Source organism: Streptosporangium sp. CA-135522 (genome assembly GCF_050949235.1).
Classification (GTDB): domain Bacteria; phylum Actinomycetota; class Actinomycetes; order Streptosporangiales; family Streptosporangiaceae; genus Streptosporangium.
Map to the genome: position 1 here is coordinate 8,278,169 of NZ_CP192026.1, position 20,797 is coordinate 8,298,965.

Below are 20,797 nucleotides of genomic sequence, written 5' to 3' on the forward strand. Positions count from 1 at the left end.
GCGCCGTACTGACCTGCGCCGTACTGACCTGCGCCGTACTGACCTGCGCCGTACTGACCTGCGCCGTGCTGACCTGCGCCGGCTCTGAGGGCAGGCTCCCTGTCCGCGTGCCCGCATCCGCCGGGGCCTGGACGGAGGAGGAGTGAGACGCCTCCACCCCCACGTAGGCGCCGGTGAAGGCCAGCGTGGCGATCAGCAGTTTCACAGCGCTCGCGGTTCCACTCGCCACCACCGGCGCCAGACTGCTTCGCGGACTCATGACAGACACCTTTCCTCGTTGTCCATAGGTGTACGCCGCGACGGTTGATCTCTGCTTGACGACCGCTTGCAGGGGCACGGTGCCGAATCAGGTAAGCCTGGCCTAATATCAAAGGCGAGCAGACAAACAGACGTGGCGGTGGTGTTCAAGGTGCGATCCTTTGCGGCGGGCATCCCCGATCCCGCGTCCGCCTCCGTCCTGGGCATGCCGCTGTGGCTCTGGGTCCTCCTCGGCGGGATCGCGCTGTTCGGTGTGTTCCAGGTCTACTACTGGATCGGCTACAAGCTGGGTCCCAGGATCTACGCCTCGCGCCTGGGCAGGAAGATCGGCCAGGCGAACATCCTCAAGGTCGAGAACGCCGTCAGGAAGTGGGGCGCACTCGCCGTCTACGCCTGCTTCTGGGTGCCCGGCCTGCGGCACACACTGCCCTGGGTGGCCGGGGTGCTGCGGATCTCCTATCCCTGGTACGCCGCGGCCAGCGCGCTCGGCTGCCTGACCTGGGTTCCGGTGACCTCCTTCGGCCTCTACTCGGTGATCTGGGGCTGGCTGAAGCTGGCCGCCGAGTCGCCGCTCCTGGCTGGCACGGTCGCCGTGGTGGCGCTCGTCGTGATCGTCACCGTCGTCCGGTGGCGCCGCCGCCGCCGGATCGCACAGCGCGCGCGGGACGAGTTCACCAGCGTGTGACCTCCTCTCCGCGCGGCCCGGCGGCCCGGCAGCTCAGCGACCCGGCGGTCCAGCGACTCGGCGGCTCAGCAGTCCAGCGACCCGGCGACCCGGCGGTCCGGCGGTCCGGCGGTCCGGCGGCAGATCCGGTAAGGCCGGTTTAAGCCCGGATCTCCGACCTACGGCGTCGATGTCAACGTTTCCATGACCAAAGCACCAACCTCCGCATATCGACGGTCGACTCTGTCACCATGTCTCTCATGCACATCGGGGGAATCCGCCTCATCACCTGCGCCGCACTGGTCACCATGGCCACGGGATTCATCCCGCCCGCGCATGCCCAGCAGGGTGCCCGGCAGGGCACCGCACTCGCCCAGCGAGCCACTGACCGGACCGCTCACCAGGTCGCTCACCAGGTCGCTCACCAGGTCGCTCGCCGGACCGCTCACCGGGCCGCTCCGGCGGTGCCCGAACGCGCCGCCTACCTGTTCGACGCCGGCACCGGAACGGTCCACTTCAGCAAGCAGGCGACCCGGCGACTGCCGGTGGCCAGTCTCACGAAGGTCATGACCGCCTACGTCGTGCTGCGGGAGGCCGGGCTGGACGACGTCGTGACGATCAACGCGGGGGACGTACGGCACGCGACGACGAACGACGGCACCGCCGCCGGGCTGCGCGCCGGTGAACGCCTGACCGTCAGGGAGTTGCTCTACGGGGTGATGCTTCCCTCCGGAGCGGACGCCACCCACGCGCTGGCCCGCGTCTACGGGCCGGGCGACAGCAGGTTCGTGGCCAAGATGAACGCCGCCGCCCGCGCCCTGAGCCTGACCGGCACCCGTTACGCCAACCCCGACGGGTTGCCCAAGCCCACTCCCGGCTACTCCACCGCGCTGGACCAGGCCAAGCTGGCCGAGGTCGCGCTCCGCGATCCGGTGTTGCGGACCATCGCCTCCACCCGGCGCCACGTCGTGCGAAAGTCGAACCTGCATCGAGCCCACACCTGGACCAACAGCAACAAGCTGCTCGGCAAGGCGCCCGGCGCCCTGGGCGTCAAGACGGGCTACACCCGGGCCGCAGGCTACTGCCTGTCATTCGCCGCCGACCGCGACGGCCATCTGATGATCGGCGTCCTCCTGGGCGACTCCAGCGCCGACCGGCGCTTCCAGACCGCCGAGCGGCTTCTCGACTGGGCCGAAGAGCAGACGACGGCGGGCGAGGGCGACCTCAGCGACGACGTCTAGCGGGCCGGACCGCACGCGCAGGACGTCCGGACCCCGTCCCGCGGCCCCTCCCTGTCACGGGTGACGCCCGGATCCGGGAGGGGCCGCAGAAGTGTCCCCCGCCGTCAGAGAGCTTCGATCTCGACGTCCCAGGTGGCGGCGTCCGGTTCGGCGAACCGCAGCAGGGCGTCGGCCTCCCGGGTCAGCTCGGCGACGGCGCCTGCGCCGAGTGGCTCGAACGGGGTCATCCGCAGGACGGCGGCCTTGCGCCGGCGCTCCACCTGCCAGGTGCCGCGTACGAAGCCGTCCCAGAGGAATGTGGCCCGTACGCGGAGGTTCTTGGTGGTGACGCGTCCGCGATACTCCTCGGCCATCAGCCGGGTGCGGTCGGCGTGTGCGAGCACCAGACTGTCGAAATCCGGCAGGAGGCGGGCGGGGGCCGGGACGTCCTCGTCCGGGCGCGGGGCGTCGGGAAGGTCGAAGAGCTCGCGCCCCCGCTCGTCGCGGAAGACGCGCAGCCTCGGCCGCAGGCCGTCCAGTACGGCGCGCAGCCCCTTGATCCCGGACCAGGTCTGCGCGTCGGCGGCGGTGGCGGGCCCGAAGGCCGCCAGATAGCGCAGCACCAGTTCCTCCACCGGCTCGCCCGCCGGTTCCGAGCCCAGCCATGCGTCCGCGGCGGCGAAATCCGCCGTCGGCGGGAATCCCCAGCGGTCCTCGGTGGGGACCATGACCAGGGGAAGCTGGGTTCGGACGGCGTAGCCGAGCCCGCGATCGTTGGCCTCGGGAAACTCCTGTTGCAAGAGGCCGCGCAGCGTGGTGAAGTCGCGGGGGCGTTCCCGCAGGAGCGCGCGGGCGACGGGCAGCAGCCGGTCGAGGTCCAGGCCGGCGAACAGGTCGGCGCGTCCGGACACCGCGGCGGTGAGCGCCGGCCGCAGCGTCGGGCGGAACGCCGTGTAGTCGGCCGCGCTCATCAGGTGCAGGGTGGCCCGCATCATGGTGGCCCGCACGATGACGCGGTCGTGCAGTGCCCGGTGCAGGTCCTCGCGCCGGAAGTCCGCCACCCGCGCCCACAGACCGGTGAACGGGTGCCTGGCCTCCTGCGCCTGCATGCCGCCGATCCGTTCCACCGCCGTGACGACGTCGGTCTTCTCCCGCGCGAGGAGCATCTGACGGGCCAGGGTCGCGCGGTTGAGTCGCCGCGTCGTGAGGGTGTCCACGGGTTCATACTGCCCGCCGTATCTGACAGGTGATGGCAGGTATGAACGGCCATGCCGGAGTGCCCGTCGGCCGAGGGAACGGATGTCGGCAAGGGCCGGGTCATCAGGCGCACGCTCTCCGACACCCCGCTCAGGTTCCCCCGTTCGAGGCGGGCATGGTTACGGCTCGGTACGGCCGGCACCGGGGCGCAGGAGCGAGTAGAGGACCTGGTCGTGCCAGCGCCCGCCGCGCCACTGCGCCTCACGTATGACGCCCTCCCGCTGGAATCCGGCCTTCTCCAGCGCGCGCTGCTCGCCACGGTTCCGAATGTCGGTGAAGGCCTGGATCCGGTGGGCGCGGGTGTGCTCGAACAGGTAGGCGGCGAGTTGCCGCTGCGCCTCGGTCCCGATGCCGCGTCCCTGGAAGCCCGGCCGCAGGCCGATGGCGATCTCCCAGCACCATGAGGTGAGCGGGCGTCCCCAGGACGCCTTGAACCATTCGACGCGCCCGCTCACCTCCCCGCCGGAACAGACGGTCAGCGTGCCGCCGTCGTCGCCCAGCAGGCCCGTCTCGGCGAACGCGCGCCGCTCCCTCCCCGTGGTGCGGTGCCCGAACCACTGGTAGGGCCCGGTGCCCTCCGGGCTGTAGAACTCCTCCTCGAAGATCGTCAGATCCTCTTCGATCACGGGGCGCAGCGTTACGAGGGGCACGGGATCTCCCTATCCGGAATCGGCGGAACGTGAAGTCTGGCACCGTACCGGCCCCTCGGGGAACCGGGGATTTGGTCGTCCGATTCCCGCCGGAGTGTTCCCTCGGAAACGGACATCATGAAGGCATGACAACGGAAACGACGACGAACGACACCGCGGACACGGAACCCGACGGAGGCCGCGGATCCCTGGCCGCGTTGGAGAGGCTCTACGCGGCGGAGGCGGCCTACATCACCGCCGGCGGCCCCGGCAAGGCCTCCTTCGACGAGTTCGCCGAGTGCCTCGACCCCGAGGTCGTGATGTTCCAGGCCGCCGGGTTGCCCTACGGGGGCGTCTGGCGAGGGCCGAGCGGCATCGAGCGGTTCATGGCCGCGATGAGCGAGGCCTGGCAGTCCCTGGAGTTCCTGGAGCAGAGATATGTGGTCGACGGCGACACCGTCGTGGTCTGGAACCGGGGGCGCCTGCGCGCCCGTGCCACCGGCAGGGTCCTGGAGACCGAGGTGATGCAGCTGATGACCATCAGGGACGGCCGTGTCGCCGAGATCCGTCCGTTCTACCTGGACACCGCCGCGGTCATCGAAGCCCTGCGGACGGACGACGTCCGGAGCTGAGCCCACCCCGGCCATGGCCGCCACCCGGGCGGGCTCAGGCCCCCGGGTGGGGCGGGTCCGCCGGACCTCCGCGCATCAGGCCGTGGCAGGCGATGGCCGCGGCGGCCACCACGTTGAGCGAGTCGACTCCCAGGCCCATCGCGGCCGGGCTCATCGGGATGCAGACCGGCCGGTCGGCCTCGTGCAGCCAGCGGGAGGACAGCCCGTCGCCCTCCGAGCCCAGCAGCAGCGCGACCCGCTCGCCCATGTCGACCTCGTCCAGGGCGGCGGCGGACTGGTCGGGGGTGAGGGCCAGCGTCTGGAAGCCCGCCGCGCGCAACTCCCGCAGGCCGTCGTACCAGTTGGTCATCCGCGCGTACGGGATGGCGAAGACCGCGCCCATCGAGACCTTCACCGACCGCCTGTACAGGGGATCGGCGCAGCGGGGCGACAGGATCACCGCCTCGACGCCCAGCGCGGCGGCGCAGCGGAAGATGGCCCCGACGTTTCCGTGGTCGACGAGGTCTTCGAGGACGAGAACGCGCCGGGAGGCCCCGCGCAGGATCTCCTCCACCGCGGGCAGTTCCCGCCGCTCCATCGCGGCCAGCGCGCCCCGGTGCACCGGGAAACCGGCGATCTTCTCCATGACGTCGTCGTCCACCACGTAGACCCGGTCGCCGAGTCCGTCGAGCAGGTCGGCGAGCGGCTCGGCCCAGCGCCGGGTCAGCAGCACCGATCGCACCGGGTAGCCGGCCGCGACGGCCCGGCGGATCACCTTCTCCCCTTCGGCGATGAAGAGACCGTGCTCGGCCTCCATGCTCTTGCGCAGCTCGACGTCGCGCAGGTTGGCGTAGTCGGCCAGACGGGGATCCGAGGCGTTAAACACCTTCGAATACTGCCACGAGCCGCCTGAGCTGCCACACTCCCGCGTAGACGAGCAGCAGGGCGCAGCAGCCCGCCACCACTCCGGCGCCCACGCGAGTGACCGTCTCGGCCCAGCTTCGGGGTGGGAAGGCGACCGGCCAGATCGCCGCGCCCAGCAGGGTCGCCGCGACGGCGGCCAGGAGGACGGCGCGCCGGGCCCGGCCGGAGAGGGCCAGGCGCCGCGGCGGCTCCCGGGGCTCCATCCGGGACAGTCCGCGCCAGGCCCACCAGAGCACCGCGGCCAGGCCGGCGACCGTGGAGAGGTACTGCAGCAGGCGGAAGACCGGGATGAGACCCGCCACCCGCGCGTCCAGCCAGTCCCAGCCCCAGATGGCCGAGCTGTAGTGGTGGGTGAAGGAGTCCCACAGCTTGTGGGTGAAGGCGCCGACGACACCGCCGGCGATCACGGTGGGCAGCCGTCGCAGGCCGTACCCGTCGGGAGACAGCGCGGCGACGCGCCCGCAGAGCCCGGGAGGGAGCAGCGCGGTCAGGGGATCGCGGATCAGGCCGTGGAAGGCCGCCAGCAGCACGACGACGGCGAACGGGTCGATCGTGAGGACGCCTCGGGTGGAGTGCCACAGACTGTAGCCCGGCAGGAAGGGCAGGAAGATCGGCAGGTCGGGCACCATCGCTCCCAGGGCGAGGGCCCAGGGGTCCAGCACCTGGCGGGCCCTGGCCGAGGAGACCAGCGGCAGCACCGCGGCGATGTGGCTGGGCGTGAACGGCACGAACTGTCCTCCATGATCTGCTGGTGCACTCCCCGGGAGACTACGCCGCCCGGATGGCGGCCGAGAGCTTGCGGCATCAGGCCGATGCCACAAACGGTGACGTGTATGTTGCTGAGCGTCGCGCTATGTGATTCGGGGGGCATCGTGGCTGACCAGACGGTGTTGGTACGGCCGGCGAGCGACGAGTGGCTGCGCGACGCCCGCAGGGCGCGCGCTCTTTCCCTGGCCACCCTGATCTGGCTGGGCGCCGAGAGCGTGCTCGGTCTGGCCGCCGGTCTGGGGGCGCATTCGGTCGCCCTGATCGGCTGGGGCATGTCCTCGCTGGTGGAGGCCTTGGCCAGCCTCATCGTGGTGTGGCGGTTCACCGGTTCGCGGACCCTCTCCAACGACGCCGAGGGCAAGGCCCGCAAGGCGGTGGCGATCAGCTTCTGGCTGCTCGCCCCTTACCTGCTGGTCCACGTGGCACACGACCTGAACGCCGGGCATCGGGCCGTGCCCAGCCTGCTGGGCGTCGTGGTGACGGCGGCAAGCCTCGTCGGTATGCCGCTCCTGGGACGGGCCAAGCGGCGGCTCGGTGCCCGGCTGCACTCGGCGGCCACCTCGGGCGAGGGCACCCAGAACCTGCTGTGCGCGCTGCTCGCCGCCGGGGTGCTGGCCGGGCTCGGACTGAACGGCATCGGGTGGTGGTGGGCGGACCCCGCCATGGCCGTGCTCCTGGCGGCGGTGGCCGTACGGGAGGGCCGGAAGGCCTGGCGCGGACACTCCTGCTGCCATTGAGCCGGCCGTGCCGGCTGTGCCGGAGCGGGCCGCTCCGCCGTAGATCACAGCTGTTACTTACCGACGCGTACGGTGATCTCCGCACCAAGAGCGGTGTTTTGCCACAGTAAGTGTTCCCAGTACAGTTCCGTGAATATTGCGGAGAACCTCCCGATAGGGTGACCCGCTGGCTCAGAACATCGACACCTAAGAGGGCATCGTGGGCGGACGTCACCGGACGGATGAACTCGAGGACGGCTACGCCTCCTCCACCGAACCGCCCCGACGGCGTCGCAGCGGACGCGGCGCGGTGCTCGCCCCCCTGGCCGGTTCCGTCGCCCTCGCGGTGCTGCTCGGCGTCGCCGCCTTCGTGATCATCAATCGGGATCGGGGATGCGCCGGAGAGGGGATCGCGGTGCGGGTCACCGCCTCCCCCGACATCCAGCCCGCCGTGTCCGAGATCGCCGAGCGTTTCAACAAGGCCGGTCACGACGTCGGCGGCAAGTGCGCGAGCGTCACGGTGACCAAGGGCGTCCCGGCGACCGTGGCCTCCGGGCTGGCCGGCGGCAAGGGCGGCGCGACGGACCTGTGGATCCCCGACTCGTCGCTGTGGGTGGCCAACCTGCGGGCCAGGAACCCGCAGATGCCGGCCCCCGGCGCCTCCGTGGCCCAGTCCCCCATCGTCATGGTGGCCTCCGGTTCGGTGGTGCCGAGCCTGAAGAAGAGCTTCGGCATGGCGAGCTGGGGCGGCATGATCAACGCCGCCAACGTGGCCAACGTCGACGGGCCGGGCCGCAAGGTGCGCGTGCTGGCGCTCGACCCCTCCTTCAACGCCGCCGGGCTCGGCGCGCTCCTGGCCGCCGCCGGGGTGGCCACGACCTCGGGCGTCGGCCAGGAGCAGCTGGTCGGCGCGCTCAAGACGCTGTCCGGATCGGCGGTCCGCGACCAGGACGCGCTGCTGTCCAGCCTCGGCGTCAAGGGCACCCGGGCCCCGCTCGGCGTCGCCTCCGAGCAGGGCGTCTGGTCGTTCAACAACGTCAAGAAGCCGGAGGTCGCGGCGGTTCCCCTGTATCCGGCCGAGGGCACCCTCAACCTCGACTATCCCGTGGTGATCACCGCCAAGGACGCCGCGATCCGCGAGGCCGCCGAGGCCTTCCAGCAGGAATTCGGCACCGAGGCCGCCAAGAGGACGCTGCGCGAGCGGGGCTTTCGCACCCCGGACGGCAAGGGGGGCGAGGCGGTCGCCGACGTCGGCGGCTTCCAGGCCAAGGCTCCCCGGGCGTTGAAGGCGCCCGACGCCGGGACCGTCGTGAAGATGTCGCAGTCGTGGTCCCGGCTGAACCTCGGCACCCGGCTGCTGGCGCTGCTGGACGTCTCCGGCACGATGGCCCTGCCGGTCCCGGGCACGGGCTCGGATCGGATGCGCATGATCTCCAAGATCGCCATCGAGGGCATGCGGCTGTTCCCGGCCAAGAGCGAGATCGGCGTGTGGGAATATTCCACACATCTCGACGGCCAAGGCGTCGACTTCCGCAAGACGGTGCCCGTCGGCCCGCTGACCGAGAGCATCGACGGCGTGCTCCGCAAGGACCTGCTGGCCCAGAAGGTCTCCGCGATCCGGGCGAAGCCCACCGGCGACACCGGGCTGAACGACACGCTCCGGGCCGCCTACGAGCAGATGACCAAGGAGTACCAGAGCGACAAGATCAACACAGTGCTGATCCTCACCGACGGCGCCGGCAACGACGACCCGGACGGCGGCGTCTCCAACGAGGAGATGCTGCGGTACCTGAAGAAGACCTACAACCCGGAGAAGCCGGTCAGCATCCTGCTCATCGCCTTCGGCCCCGAGGCCGCGGCGGGCAAGAAGCAGATGGACGCGCTGGCCAAGGCGACCGGCGGCGAGGCGTTCATCGCCCGGGACGTGCTCCAGGTCCGCAAGTTCTTCCTGGAGGGCATGAAGCGCCGTATCTGCGCGCCCAACTGCTGATCCCGCATCCTCTTCCACCCTGTACGGCTGGCGTCCCACGGACCCCAGCCGTTTCAGTTTTACCAGTTCATACCGGGTCGGCATGGTATCGACCGGTTAGGACAACCCGTCTCCGCCAGGTGGCGTCCTACGCGTGTGGGGTCTCGGGCATGGCCCGTGAACGAGTCCGTCCTACGGGGAGGAATGTCCGTGCCCGGATGGCCGACCGTCGGCCGAACCGACGACCAGCAACTCGTGGAGGCGTTGCGGCGTGCCGACGCGACGGCGCCCGCGAAACTCTACGACTCCTACGCGGAACGTCTCAACGACTACGCCCACTCGCTGCTGGGCGACCGGGACGGCGCGGCCGAGGCCGTACACGACGCCCTGGTCACCGCGTGCGGGTGCGTGGACCGGCTGCGTGAGCCGAGCCGGCTGCGCCCGTGGCTGTACGCTCTCGTCCGCCTCCGGTGCGCGGCCGGCGCCCGGGCTGCGGCGCCCGAGCCGGAGTTCGACGATCACGACGTCCCCGACGATCGCGAGCTGGCCGTGCTGGTGCACGAGGCGCTGGCCGAGCTGAGCGGACAGGAACGCGAGGCACTGGAGCTGTCGCTGCGGCACGATCTCAGCACCGGCGAGGTCGGCATGGTGCTCGGGCTGTCCTCGCGGCAGGCCACGACACGGCTCGGACGGGCCCGCGAGCACCTGGAGAACTCGGCCGCCGCCGTGGTGCTGGCCAGGGTCGGCCGGGCGCACTGCCCGGACCTGTCGGCGATGGTCGACTCGTGGGAGGGCCCGCTCACCACCATGCTGCGCCGGCGGCTCTCCGGCCACATCGCCCGCTGCGAGGTCTGCCTCGAACGGCGAAGCCGGCACGTCTCGGCCGGGCGGCTGCTCGACATGGTGCCGGCGGCCTTCCCACCGCTGTCCCTGCGTCGCCGGGTCATCGAGACCTGTGTGAACCCGGACTTCGCGGTGACGCGCGCCGTCGTCACCGAGGCAGGCGATCGCTTCGACCGGACCGGATTCCCGGTGGCGGCCGAACGTCGCGCGAAGACGCGTGGCAGAACGGGCCCGAGGGGCACCAGGGCGAAACGGACCCGGCGCCGCGGATCCGCCCGGCGAACGGCTCCGGTGATCGTGGCCGCCCTGTGCGTACTGGTGGTCACCGGGGTCGTGATCGTGTTCTCCGGACGGGAGGTGGCCGGCGGGTCGGCGGATCCGGCCGACGCCGCGCCGAACCGGAAACCCGCGTTGATCACGCTGGAGCCCGCCCCGGAAGCGGGCTCGCCGGAGCCCTCACCACCTGAACCGACACCTGAACCGGTGGAATCCACCGAGTCCGCCGAACCCACGAGAACCTCCGAGCCCGGTCGGACCAGGACGGCCGCGCCCACACCCGGCCCGGCCCGGCCGGCGGCGACCCGGCGGCCGGTTCCCGACCGGCCTCGCGTCACCCGCGGTCCCGCCGCCCGGCCCGCCACCGGGCGGCTGGCCGTCTCGTGCCCCACCGACATCGGAGAGGGCGCGGGGCAGATCCAGCTCTCCGCTCGCAACGCCGCGGTCTCGTGGTCGGCGACCGCCTCGGGCGGCCTGGATGTCCGGCCCCGGCGCGGACGGCTCAGGGCCGGAGCCACAAGCACGATCTGGGTGAGCGCCGCCGATCCCGATGAGAGCGGCACGGGGCGGGTCGCCTTCACCTCCGCGGGCGGCGCCTCCAGCTGCGCGATCTCATGGGAGGGCCTTGAGGCGGAGGCCTCGGATCCGCCCAGCGACCCGCCTCCGCTTCCGACGTCGGCACCGACGCCTTCGCCGACGGCCAGTGCGGAATAAGCCACAATATGATCTTAAAAAGAGATCAGATGATCTCCACTGGACGCAATATGATCTTTTATCTCGCCCTTGAGCAATCTCTCGACTTAACTTTGCGATTCGGTAAACCATGGGCTGGTGCCAGGCGTCGGCATTGACGCGCTGCGGAGCGGTTGGTCACATGAGTATGCGATCAACCACTCGATCATCAGCCGGGAGTCGGGGATGTCCATCAATCGCGGGGCGCTCAGATGGGCGATCGTCCCTGCGTGCGCGACGGGAGCCTTGATCGCGCTCGCCGACGTCGACACCCCCCTACGAATGATCTTTACCCCGTTGTTCCTCTTGTCGGTTCCCGGCATCGCCGCGGCAGGACTGTTGCGTGATCGTGACCCGCTCATCGCGCTATCGGTCGGGGTGGCGGCAAGTTTCCTTTCGAACGTTCTCCTTGCCACTGCGATGTCGTCTTTCGACGCATGGTCACCCCGCGCCGGAGTAGTGACGATCGCAGCGCTCGGCGGCTTCATATACGCGTTGTCCCTGTTGCATCGGGGGAGCGAAAGCGTGCAGACCGAACAGGGGGCCGGGTCAAGGTGAAGATCACTGTCGTGCGCCCGCGAGATCTCGGCCCGTCCGAGCTCTTCCGATGGCGCGAGATCCAGAAAGCCTCCCCCAGCCTCGACAGCCCCTTCCTGTCGGTGGACTTCGCCATGGTGATGGGACAGCTGCGCGACCACGTCAGGGTCGCGGTGGTCGAGGACGGCGGTGAGATCGCCGGATTCTTTCCCTACGAGCGGCACGGCTTCGGCGTCGGCAGGCCGCTGGGAGGCTTTCTCACCACCTGCCACGGCCTGATCTCGGTTCCCGAGCTGAGGCTCGACCCCCGAGACCTGCTCCGGGCCTGCATGGTGTCGGCCATCGACTTCGATCACCTGGTCGCCGGTCAGCCCACGTTCGCGCCGTACGAAACGGACGTGCGGCCGGCGCCGGTCATGGACCTCAGCGGTGGTTTCGGCGCCTATGTCGAGCGGGTGCGCGCCAACTCGGCGAAGAACTACAAGACCGTCCGCTACAAGGAGCGCAAGCTCGGCCGCGAACACGGCGGGCTCCGGTTCGAGTGGGACTGCGCGGACGCCGGGGCGCTGCACACGGTCATCGGCTGGAAGTCCGACCAGTACCGGCGGACCGGACGTGTCGACCGCTTCGCCCGGCCCTGGATAGTGCGGCTCGTCGAAGAGCTGCACGCCCGGCGGTCCGACGACTTCGCGGGCGTGCTCACCATGCTCTACGCCGGAGACACCCCCGTCGCCGGGCACTTCGGCCTCCGTACGGCGCACACCCTGGTCGGCTGGTTCCCCGCGTACGACCCCGCGTTCGCGCGTTACTCCCCCGGGATCACGCATCACCTGCACATGGCCGAGCACGCCGCCGACGCGGGCCTGCGCCAGGTGGACATGGGAAAGGGCGGTCGCGAATACAAGGAATGGCTCAAAACCGGCGTTCTGATGGTCGCCGAGGCGCGTATCTCGCGCCCGTCCCCTATGGCCGCCGCCCAATGGTTGAGGCGGGTTCCGATCGCCAGGCTCCGCACCGCCGTAGTGGACAATCCCTCCCTTTTCCGGGCCGCCGACCGACTGCTCACCGGTTACGGCAAGGCGAAATCACATTTCCGGCCCCACCTAACCGCAAAACAATCATCGAGGGCTCGATAGCGTCTCCCCTCGGCCGGCACCTCTCTTCCCTGTTGAATCCCCTCCGACCGTATTTTCGGCACCCCTCCCCGTCCCCGACGTAAGGCCTCCCTCTGATCGCAGTCGCGCCGCTCTCACCGCATGCCAGGGAACGAGCGCACGGAAGGACAAAAGGAATATCCGTCATCATGAATCCCGAGACCGTCAGACAGAACGGTAAGCAGCTCGGCACGTTACGCTCCATGCCGCCGCTGGAGCGGTTCACACCGCTCACCCCTCACATGGCCATTTCCCCGACCGTCAGCGTGGTCGTCCCCGCGATGAACGAGGCGGAGAACCTCCCGCACGTCTTCGCCACGCTTCCCCAGTGGATAGACGAGATCGTGCTCGTCGACGGCAACTCGGTGGACGACACCGTCGCCGTCGCCAAGCGCCTGCGGCCCAACGTACGGATCGTCACCCAGCGCGGTAAGGGCAAAGGAGACGCGCTCGCCGCCGGTTTCGCCGCGTGCACCGGCGACATCATCGTGATGATCGACGCCGACGGCTCCACCGACGGCCGCGAGATCGTCCAGTTCGTGGGCGCCCTGGTCACCGGCGCCGACTTCGTCAAAGGGTCCCGTTACGCCGCCGGCGGTGGCAGCGACGACCTGACCTTCAGCCGGCGGGCCGGCAACCGGATCCTCACCACCCTGGTGAACCTGATGTACGGCACCCGCTACAGCGACCTGTGTTATGGCTACAACGCCTTCTGGGCTCGGCACCTGAAGGTGCTCGACCTCGACTGCGAGGGTTTCGAGGTCGAGACGTTGATGAACATCCGCGCCGCCAAGGCCGGGCTCCGCGTCCACGAGGTGCCCAGCCACGAACGGTGCCGGATTCACGGTGAGAGCAACCTGCGGGCCGTCCGCGACGGCCTGCGCGTGCTCAAGACCATCATCCGCGAGTGGCGTCAGCGGCCGGTCAGGCCCTCGCCGACGCCCGAGGCCGCTCCGGCGGCGGACCAGGGCGCGGCGTAGCCATGCGCAGCAGCGTCGTCATATGCGCCTACACCGAGGAGCGCTGGGAGGACATCCGGGCGGCCGTCGAATCGGTCGAGAACCAGCGGCGCAGGCCGTACGAGATCATCCTGGTCGTCGACCACAACCCGGACCTTCATCTGAGGCTCAAACAGGAGTATCCCGGCGCGATCGTGGTGGAGAACACGCACGAGAAAGGGCTGTCCGGCGGCAAGAACACCGGCGCGGCGACCGCCTCGGGCGACATCGTGGCCTATCTGGACGATGACGCGGTGGCCGAGCCCGGCTGGCTGGAGGCGTTGGAGAAGGGCTTGCGGGATCCGACCATCGTGGGGGTGGGCGGGCTGACCAGGCCGCTGTGGGCCATGGGGCGCCGTCCCCGGTGGTTTCCGCACGAGTTCGACTGGACCGTGGGCTGCACCTACCGGGGCATGCCCACGCAGCGGGCGCCGATCCGCAACGTCATGGGCGGGAACGCGGCCTTCCGGCGGGAGGTCGTCGGCGAGATCGGCGGCTTCCGCACCGGGATGGGCCGCAGCGTGCAGGGACGCCGGAGCCGCCCGCTCGGCTGCGAGGAGACGGAGTTCTGCATCCGGCTCTCCCAGCGCCGGCCCGGCGCGGTGATGCTGTTCGAGCCGGAGGCGGTGATCGGGCACAGGGTCTCCGCGCAGCGGGCCGGGTTCGCCTACTTCAGGTCGCGATGTTACGCCGAGGGCCTGTCCAAAGCCCTCGTCGCGGCGAGCGTCGGAGCCGGCGACGGGTTGTCGAGCGAGCGGGCCCACGTGATGAGGACCCTGCCCCGGGGGGTGCTGCGCGGTGTCGGCGCGGCACTGCGCGGCGATCTGCCGGGGCTCGGCCGGGCGGCGGCCATCGTCGTCGGCCTGGCCTGGACCGCCTGGGGTTACGCGGTCGGCACGGCGCGCCTGAAGCTGGGGCGGCCATGACCGGTGTCCCGATCCTGATGTACCACTCGGTGAGCGACCGGCCGAACGACGAGACCCGGCCGCTCGCGGTCTCGCCGGGACGGTTCGCCGAGCAGCTCGGCATGCTCCGCGAGCGGCGTTTCACCCCGATGACGCTGTCCGGACTGGTCGCGGGGATGCACCGGACGGGGACGATGCCCGAAAGACCGCTGGTCATCACCTTCGACGACGGATACGCCGACTTCCACAGCGAGGCGCTGCCGATCCTGGAACGGTTCGGGTATCCGGCGACGGTCTTCGTGACCAGTGGCTGGGTCCAGGACTCCGGCCCGGCGACGGCAGGCCGGCGGCCGGCTCCCATGCTGAGCTGGGGCCAGGTCCGCGAGGCGGTCTCCTGCGGCATGGAGATCGGCGGTCACAGCCACAGCCATCCGCAGCTCGACCAGCTCCCCGACCGGGAGCTCCGCGACGAGCTGCGCACGAACAAGTCCCTGCTCGAAGACCAGATCGGCCGCCCGGTGGCCACCATGGCCTACCCCTACGGCTACTCCAGCGCGCGGGTCCGCCGGGAGGCGCGCAGGGCGGGCTACTGGACCGCCTGCGCGGTCGCCAACGACGCCTTCCGGGAAGGTGACGAGATGCTGGCGCTGCCCCGCCTGACGGTCACCGAGCAGACCTCGATGGTCAAGTTCGGCAGGGCGATCGCCGGGCAGGGCCTGCCGGTCCTCTACCTGAGGGAACGCGCCCTCACGAAGGGATACGCGCTGGTACGGCGGACCCGCTACGGGCTGCGGCAGATCTCCTCGAAATACGCGCCGGGGCAGGTACCACACGGTGACTGACACGGGTCTCCCCAGCGGGGCGGCGGATCGGCGGGGAACGCCGCGCGCCCTGTGGAAACGTGTCCCCAAAGACCTGAACGACCCCCTGTTGCGCAACGCCTACTCGTTGATCGTCAACGCCGGGGCCGCCGGAGCACTCGGCCTGGCCTACTGGACGATCGCCGTGCGCTTCTACAGCGAGGGCGACTACGGCCGCGCCTCCGCGCTGATCGCGGCGATGCGCCTGCTCGCGGCGCTCACCGCGTTCGGGTTCGTGGGCGCGCTGACCCGCTTCCTGCCCGAGGGGGGCCGGGCGACGGGACGCCTGGTCGGTTTCACCTACCTGGTGGGCGGCGGCGCGGCGGCGGTCGCCACCGTGCTCTTCCTGTCCACGCTGGAGACGTGGGGCGCCAACTTCAGCGGGCTGAACGAACTCGGCCTGGCGGGCTGGTTCCTGCTGTCGGTCTTCCTGTGGTGCGTGTTCACGATCCAGGACGTGGTGCTCACCGCGCTGGGCAAGGCCACCTGGGTACCGCTGATCGGGATAGCCGTCGGGCTGGCCAAGATCGGGCTACTGGTCGTGCTGGCCCCGGCCTTCCCCGGCACGGGGATCTTCCTCGCCTGGACGATCCCGGTGGCCGTCACGGTCGTCCCGATCAGCATCGCCGTCTTCGGCAGGCTGGCTCCCCTGGCCGCCGCGCGCGACCCGCACCGCGCCCCGCCCCGCCTGCGCCGGATCGGACGGTTTCTCGCCGGAGACTTCCCCGGCACGTTGTTCATCCTGGCCAGCGTCTATCTCATGCCGGTGCTGGTGTTCGCGGGAGTGGACGCGCGGACGGCGGGATACTACGCGGCGGCGGTCACGCTGGTCGGCGTCTTCGACATGCTCGCGCTCAACATGGCCATCTCACTGACCATCGAAGGGTCGGGGGATCCCTCCCTGCTGGCGGGCAAGTGCGTGCTGGCACTCCGGCGGACCATGACGCTCCTGGTCCCCGTGGTGCTGACGACCGTGCTGGCCGCACCGCTCATCCTCCGGCTCGGCTGGAGCCCGTCGTTCGCCGAGCACGGCGCGAACGTGCTGCGACTGCTCGCCCTGGCCTCCGTCCCGCACGCGGTCATCGAGATCTACCTGGGGGTGCTCCGCGCCCGCAGCAGAGTGCGGGCGCTGCTGGCGCTCCAGGCGCTGCTGTGCGTCCTGGTCGTGGGACTGTCGTTCGTCCTGTTCCGGTTCCACGGCATCACCGGCGTGGGCCTCGGCACCCTCGCGGCCCAGGTGGTCGTCGTGGCGGTCGTCGCCCCCGGCCTGATCTCGGTGCTGCGGGGGGCGCGGGCGCAGGCCGGGCGGGGGACGCCTGTGGAGGCCGGGCGAAGAACGCCTGTGGAGGCCGGGCTCTCACCGGACGAGACCCCGACGCTGGTGATGATGATCGTCGACGCGCAGCCCACCCTGGCGGCCGCCCCCGCCAGAACGCCCCCCGCCGAAACCGCGCCACCCGCGCGGACCCGCACGCCGTGGCCGGTGTCGGCGAAGCGGTGGCTGCCCCCGCTGATCACCGTGGAGGGCCTGGTCATCGTCGCGCTCGCCTTCGTGGCCGGCGGTTCGCTCACCTTCCCGCCGGCCACCGTACCGGTTGCCGCGGGCATCGGCCTGGTGGTGGTGGCCTTCGCCGCGGAGCTGGCCATGGGGCGCAGGCGGCCGGTGCTGTGGACCCAGCTCGTCGCCGTGACCGTGTGCCTGCACGGGATGAAGGCCCTGGCCGGCTCGGCGGGAGATTCGGCAGGAGGTCTCGCCGGGAAGGTGATGCGGATCATGGCCACCGGCCGGGCCCCCGACGGGGAGCGGCTCCTCGCCCTGCCCGCCTTCCTCGCCCGCGCCATGGGGCTCACCGATCCCACTGCGTTGCTGAACTGGGCCCCGGTCCTGCTCGCCGTGGCGGCGCTCGCCCCCGCGCTGCTGGTCGCCAGAGCCGTCCGGCGTGACGAGCGATTCCACTGGCCGGCGGCGATGCTGGTGGCCGCCGGGCTCTGGCTCGCGCCCGCCGAGCACCTCCAGACGTCTCTGTTCTGCCTGTTCGGCCTCTGCGTCCTCGCGCTGGCGCTCACGCCGGTACGCAGGCGGCGTCCTTCCGGGACGGCCGAGCCGGCCGACGACCAGACGCTGAGAACAGCGGCCTAGATGACAGGACCTCACCCCGCGCACAACATCGACCCGCACAGAAAGGACCCGCCGTGGACGACTGGCCGGCGATCACCGTGGTGATCCCGACCCGCAATCGCACCGGGCTGCTCCAGGAGACGATCGACTCGATCCTCTGCCAGGACTACCCGGGCGATCTGACCTGTGTCGCCGTCTTCGACCAGTGCCCGCCGGAGGACTCGTTCGCCACCGACGCCCCGGGGCGCCGGGTCGTGGTGACCGCCAACACCCGCAGCCCGGGGATCGCCGGCGCGCGCAACACCGGCGCGCTCCTGGGCGACGGTGAGCTGGTCGCCTTCTGCGACGACACCGACCTCTGGCTGCCGCACAAGCTCCGGTCGCAGGTGACGGCGCTCGGCGCCGGTCACTTCGCGACGTGCGGGATCGAGCTGTTCAACGACGAGGCCGTCTTCCCCCGGTCCGTGAGCGCGCCGACGGTGACCCTGCGGGATCTGCTGCGCAGCCAACTGCCCTCCATGCATCCTTCCACCTACCTGATGCGGCGCGAGGCGCTGGTCAACGGTTTCGGGCTGGTCAGTGAGGAGTTGCCCGGCGGGTACGGCGAGGACTACGAGCTGCTGCTGCGAGCCGCCCGGTTCGGGCCGATCACCAACCTGGCGGGGACGGGAGTGCGGGTCAGGTTGCACACCGCCTCCCACTTCTCCGTCGTCGACACCAGCGAGACGATCTCCTCCGCGCTGCGCTGGATGCTGGATCGATACCCCGAGTTCGCCGGAGCGCCGGGCGGCTACGCCCAGCTCGCCGGGAAGATCGCCTTCGCGGAGGCCACCGCGGGACGCACCGTGCAGGCGCTGCGCTGGATCGGACAGACCGTACGGCGACGCCCCTGGGAGCCTCGCGCCTACCTGGCGCTGGCCGTCACCGCCGGGGTGCCCGCCGGCGCGATCGTGAGATGGCTACAGCAGATGGGCCGCGGCATATGAGAATCGACGTCATCCGGCCGGACGAGCTCGGCGCGGCCGACATCGCGGCCTGGCGCGCGATGCAGCGTGCCACCCCGCGCCTGGCCAACCCCTTCCTCAGCCCGGATTTCGTGATCGCGATGGGCGAGGTCAGCGCCGAGGCGCGGATCGCGGTGATCTCCGAGGAGGGCGGACCGGTCGGGTTCTTCCCCTTCGAACGGCATCCTGGCGGGGTGGGCGCCGCGCTGGGTGCCTGGGTGTCGCTCTGCCAGGGAGTGATCCACGTGCCCGGCGCGGACTTCGACGCGGAGACCCTGCTGAAGAAGTGCGGCTTGCACGTGTGGGAGTTCGGGTGCATGGTCGACGGGCAGCCGTGGTTTCGGCCGTTCGAGGTCCTGCGCCAGGAAGCGGTGATCCTCGACCTGTCCGGCGGTTACCCGGCCTTCCTGAAGGAGCTGCGCGAGCGCTCGCCCAAGTTCCTCAAATCCACCCTGTACAAGGAGCGTAAGCTCGGCCGTGACGCCGGTGAGCTCGGCTTCGACTTCGCGGTCGGCGACGAGGAGCAGTTCCGCCTGCTGCGGCGCTGGAAGTCGGACCAGTACCTGCGGATGGGCCGTCCGGACCGGTTCGGCCGGCCGTGGGTGGTGGAGCTCGCCGAGCGGTTGCACGCGATCGACACCGATGACTTCGCCGGCCCCCTGTCGATGCTCTACTGCGACGGCAGGCCGGTCGCGGGCCACTTCGGCCTGCGCTCGGGCACGACCCTGGTGGGCTGGTTCCCCGCCTACGATCCGGCCTTCGCCCGATACTCGCCCGGCCTGATCCAGCACCTGAGGATGGCCGAGGCGGCGGCGGCGCACGGGATCGGGACGATGGATCTCGGGATCGGCACCGGTTCGGAGTACAAGGAGGCGTTGCGCAGCCGGGGCGAGCCGGTGGCCGAAGGATGCGCGCGGCGGCGGTCCGCCGGCGCGGCGGCGCACTGGCTGCGCAGCGCGCCGGTCCGCCGGGTGCGGCAGTTCATCCTCGACAGTCCCGTCCTGTACGGCATGGCGGACCGGACCATGAGGCGCTACGGCGACCTGCGAAGCCGGGCGAGAATCCGATGAGTTCCACGCTTGAGTCGATCATGCGTGAGCGCGTCGGCGCCGAGTGCCTGCACGTGCCCTCGGCCAGGTTCGGGCTCTACCTCGCCCTGCGGCACTGGTTCGAGGCGGGTGACCGGGTGCTGATGGCGCCGACCAACTGCGAGACCGTGCTGTTCGTCGTGCTCGCGGCGGGCCTGCGTCCGGTCATGGCGCCGGTGTCCCCTCTCGACGGCAACATCGACCTGCCACGGGTGGACTGGAGCGGTCTGTCCGGCGTGCTCACCGCCCACCTGTACGGCCAGCCTGACCGGGTCGTCCGGTTACGAGCCGAATGTGACCGCCGTGGCCTGACGCTGATCGACGACGCCGCGCACGCCATGCTGACGACGGTGGACGGCCGACCGGCGGGCACCTTCGGCATGGCGGGGGTCTTCAGCCTGGCCAAGCACGGCAGGGCGATGTCCGGGGGGTTCCTGGTCGTGGAGGATCCCGGCGTGTTACCGGAACTGGCCAGGCGGCGCGCGCGACTGCTGCTCCACGGCGGGGCCCGCGCGGAGATCCTCGGCACGCTGCGCCCGCTGCTCCGGGAGACGGTCTATCGGAGCGGACTGGTCGGGCCGGTGTGGCGGACGCTGAGGGCGCTCGGCGTGATCGAGTGGACGGGGCACCGGCTCGCTCCTCGCGAGGACGAGCTGCGAGCCGCCCTGGAGTCACCGGCGGGGCTCACGGCGCTCGGCCACTGGCTGGAGATCGACCTCGACGACTGGAGGGTGCGGCAGGGGCCGCTGCTGCGACGCTATCTTCGTTCCCGCTTCCGGGTGATCGACCAGGAGCGGGAACGCCGGCTGGCGGGCGTCGAGTTGCTGCGCGGCCTGCCCTGGGCGGCGCGAGGCGTGCGCGAGGCGCGGCTTCAGCCGTTGCTGCGCGTGCCGTTGTTGGTCGAGGACCGCGACGAGGTCGTCGCCCGGCTGGAACGGCACGGCGTCGTGCCCGGGTTCGTCTACGACCCGCCGCTGGACGACTACCTGACCCTCGTCCCGGCCGGGCCCTCCCCCGGGGTCGCGCGCTGGTGGACGAGGCATGTGCTTCCCGTGGACCCACTTCGCGCCAATCGTGTCGCCACGCTGCTTAACCGGCTAAAGGTGCGGGTGCCGGTCGAGCCGGAGTGGGAAGCATAGGGTCACCGAAAAGCAATTCGCCGCACGACGTGAAACGCCTCCTCTTTATGCCGGCCATAGCCGGCGGTCTCCACTCTTGATAGAAAAATCAATTAAAATTCGAACGAACAGAAAGCCGCGATCCAT

General features: G+C 70.6%; 20 protein-coding genes. 16 read left to right on the forward strand and 4 right to left on the reverse strand.

Features of this window, described 5'->3' with window-relative positions; all coding sequences use genetic code 11:
• Window positions 1-28 precede the first annotated feature (28 nt).
• From ACQPYK_RS39015 to ACQPYK_RS39025, 3 genes are all read left to right on the forward strand, one after another.
• Window positions 29-88, forward strand: coding sequence for a hypothetical protein (locus tag ACQPYK_RS39015; protein ID WP_433259047.1), 60 nt, complete (start codon window positions 29-31; stop codon window positions 86-88).
• Window positions 89-409: 321 nt separating this feature from the next.
• Complete coding sequence (locus tag ACQPYK_RS39020) at window positions 410-943, forward strand: DedA family protein (RefSeq protein WP_433242965.1); 534 nt, start codon at window positions 410-412, stop codon at window positions 941-943.
• Between the two features lie 239 nt (window positions 944-1,182).
• Window positions 1,183-2,163: a D-alanyl-D-alanine carboxypeptidase family protein gene (locus ACQPYK_RS39025; RefSeq protein ID WP_433242968.1), complete on the forward strand. Its 981-nt coding sequence runs from the start codon at window positions 1,183-1,185 to the stop codon at window positions 2,161-2,163.
• Window positions 2,164-2,267: 104 nt separating this feature from the next.
• Here the strand turns inward: ACQPYK_RS39025 and ACQPYK_RS39030 are convergent, their stop codons facing one another.
• A complete protein-coding gene (locus tag ACQPYK_RS39030; protein ID WP_433242971.1) occupies window positions 2,268-3,359 on the reverse strand; it encodes a winged helix DNA-binding domain-containing protein in 1,092 nt (363 codons plus the stop codon).
• 159 nt (window positions 3,360-3,518) lie between these two features.
• Entirely contained in the window at window positions 3,519-4,049 is a 531-nt protein-coding gene (locus ACQPYK_RS39035) for a GNAT family N-acetyltransferase (RefSeq protein ID WP_433242974.1), read from the reverse strand.
• Between the two features lie 125 nt (window positions 4,050-4,174).
• On the opposite strand from ACQPYK_RS39035, the gene ACQPYK_RS39040 reads away from it, so the two are divergent.
• Window positions 4,175-4,660, forward strand: coding sequence for a nuclear transport factor 2 family protein (locus tag ACQPYK_RS39040; protein WP_433242977.1), 486 nt, complete (start codon window positions 4,175-4,177; stop codon window positions 4,658-4,660).
• 34 nt (window positions 4,661-4,694) lie between these two features.
• Here the strand turns inward: ACQPYK_RS39040 and ACQPYK_RS39045 are convergent, their stop codons facing one another.
• Both ACQPYK_RS39045 and ACQPYK_RS39050 read right to left on the reverse strand, forming a co-directional pair.
• The gene (locus tag ACQPYK_RS39045; RefSeq protein WP_433242980.1) at window positions 4,695-5,525 is read right to left on the reverse strand and encodes a TrmH family RNA methyltransferase; all 831 of its coding nucleotides are present in this window, start codon (window positions 5,523-5,525) and stop codon (window positions 4,695-4,697) included.
• Complete coding sequence (locus tag ACQPYK_RS39050) at window positions 5,518-6,291, reverse strand: DUF4184 family protein (RefSeq protein WP_433242983.1); 774 nt, start codon at window positions 6,289-6,291, stop codon at window positions 5,518-5,520. The genes ACQPYK_RS39045 and ACQPYK_RS39050 overlap by 8 nt, the downstream gene beginning before the upstream one ends.
• 144 nt (window positions 6,292-6,435) lie before the next feature.
• On the opposite strand from ACQPYK_RS39050, the gene ACQPYK_RS39055 reads away from it, so the two are divergent.
• The 12 genes from ACQPYK_RS39055 to ACQPYK_RS39110 all read left to right on the forward strand — a co-directional run bounded on the left by ACQPYK_RS39055 (window position 6,436) and on the right by ACQPYK_RS39110 (window position 20,671).
• On the forward strand, window positions 6,436-7,068 hold the full coding sequence (locus ACQPYK_RS39055) for a cation transporter (RefSeq protein ID WP_433242986.1): 633 nt from the start codon (window positions 6,436-6,438) through the stop codon (window positions 7,066-7,068).
• A gap of 199 nt (window positions 7,069-7,267) precedes the next feature.
• Window positions 7,268-9,037 carry a substrate-binding and VWA domain-containing protein gene (locus tag ACQPYK_RS39060; RefSeq protein ID WP_433242989.1) on the forward strand — a complete coding sequence of 590 codons (1,770 nt, stop codon included), beginning with the start codon at window positions 7,268-7,270 and terminating at the stop codon, window positions 9,035-9,037.
• Between the two features lie 189 nt (window positions 9,038-9,226).
• On the forward strand, window positions 9,227-10,849 hold the full coding sequence (locus ACQPYK_RS39065; RefSeq protein WP_433242992.1) for an RNA polymerase sigma factor: 1,623 nt from the start codon (window positions 9,227-9,229) through the stop codon (window positions 10,847-10,849).
• Window positions 10,850-10,966: 117 nt separating this feature from the next.
• Window positions 10,967-11,425 (forward strand): hypothetical protein, encoded by a 459-nt coding sequence (locus ACQPYK_RS39070; protein ID WP_433242995.1) that lies wholly within the window; start codon window positions 10,967-10,969, stop codon window positions 11,423-11,425.
• Window positions 11,422-12,540, forward strand: coding sequence for a GNAT family N-acetyltransferase (locus ACQPYK_RS39075; RefSeq protein WP_433242998.1), 1,119 nt, complete (start codon window positions 11,422-11,424; stop codon window positions 12,538-12,540). Before ACQPYK_RS39070 ends, ACQPYK_RS39075 begins: the two co-directional genes overlap by 4 nt.
• A gap of 167 nt (window positions 12,541-12,707) precedes the next feature.
• Entirely contained in the window at window positions 12,708-13,538 is an 831-nt protein-coding gene (locus ACQPYK_RS39080; RefSeq protein ID WP_433243001.1) for a glycosyltransferase family 2 protein, read from the forward strand.
• A 2-nt stretch (window positions 13,539-13,540) separates the two neighbouring features.
• Window positions 13,541-14,482 (forward strand): glycosyltransferase family 2 protein, encoded by a 942-nt coding sequence (locus ACQPYK_RS39085; protein ID WP_433243004.1) that lies wholly within the window; start codon window positions 13,541-13,543, stop codon window positions 14,480-14,482.
• Entirely contained in the window at window positions 14,479-15,303 is an 825-nt protein-coding gene (locus tag ACQPYK_RS39090; RefSeq protein WP_433243007.1) for a polysaccharide deacetylase family protein, read from the forward strand. The genes ACQPYK_RS39085 and ACQPYK_RS39090 overlap by 4 nt, the downstream gene beginning before the upstream one ends.
• Window positions 15,296-17,461 (forward strand): lipopolysaccharide biosynthesis protein, encoded by a 2,166-nt coding sequence (locus tag ACQPYK_RS39095; RefSeq protein WP_433243010.1) that lies wholly within the window; start codon window positions 15,296-15,298, stop codon window positions 17,459-17,461. Before ACQPYK_RS39090 ends, ACQPYK_RS39095 begins: the two co-directional genes overlap by 8 nt.
• A gap of 53 nt (window positions 17,462-17,514) precedes the next feature.
• Window positions 17,515-18,426, forward strand: coding sequence for a glycosyltransferase family 2 protein (locus tag ACQPYK_RS39100; RefSeq protein WP_433243012.1), 912 nt, complete (start codon window positions 17,515-17,517; stop codon window positions 18,424-18,426).
• Window positions 18,423-19,514 (forward strand): GNAT family N-acetyltransferase, encoded by a 1,092-nt coding sequence (locus ACQPYK_RS39105; protein ID WP_433243015.1) that lies wholly within the window; start codon window positions 18,423-18,425, stop codon window positions 19,512-19,514. Before ACQPYK_RS39100 ends, ACQPYK_RS39105 begins: the two co-directional genes overlap by 4 nt.
• Window positions 19,511-20,671, forward strand: coding sequence for a DegT/DnrJ/EryC1/StrS family aminotransferase (locus tag ACQPYK_RS39110; RefSeq protein ID WP_433243018.1), 1,161 nt, complete (start codon window positions 19,511-19,513; stop codon window positions 20,669-20,671). The genes ACQPYK_RS39105 and ACQPYK_RS39110 overlap by 4 nt, the downstream gene beginning before the upstream one ends.
• The last annotated feature ends 126 nt before the right edge of the window (window positions 20,672-20,797 follow it).

Bases quoted from the DNA above. Each gene is read 5' to 3' on its own strand.
- ACQPYK_RS39025 (WP_433242968.1), top strand. From the start codon at position 1,183: ATGCACATCGGGGGAATCCGCCTCATCACCTGCGCCGCACTGGTCACC.
- ACQPYK_RS39085 (WP_433243004.1), top strand. From the start codon at position 13,541: ATGCGCAGCAGCGTCGTCATATGCGCCTACACCGAGGAGCGCTGGGAG.
- ACQPYK_RS39105 (WP_433243015.1), top strand. From the start codon at position 18,423: ATGAGAATCGACGTCATCCGGCCGGACGAGCTCGGCGCGGCCGACATC.
- ACQPYK_RS39080 (WP_433243001.1), top strand. From the start codon at position 12,708: ATGAATCCCGAGACCGTCAGACAGAACGGTAAGCAGCTCGGCACGTTA.
- ACQPYK_RS39040 (WP_433242977.1), top strand. From the start codon at position 4,175: ATGACAACGGAAACGACGACGAACGACACCGCGGACACGGAACCCGAC.
- ACQPYK_RS39090 (WP_433243007.1), top strand. From the start codon at position 14,479: ATGACCGGTGTCCCGATCCTGATGTACCACTCGGTGAGCGACCGGCCG.
- ACQPYK_RS39110 (WP_433243018.1), top strand. From the start codon at position 19,511: ATGAGTTCCACGCTTGAGTCGATCATGCGTGAGCGCGTCGGCGCCGAG.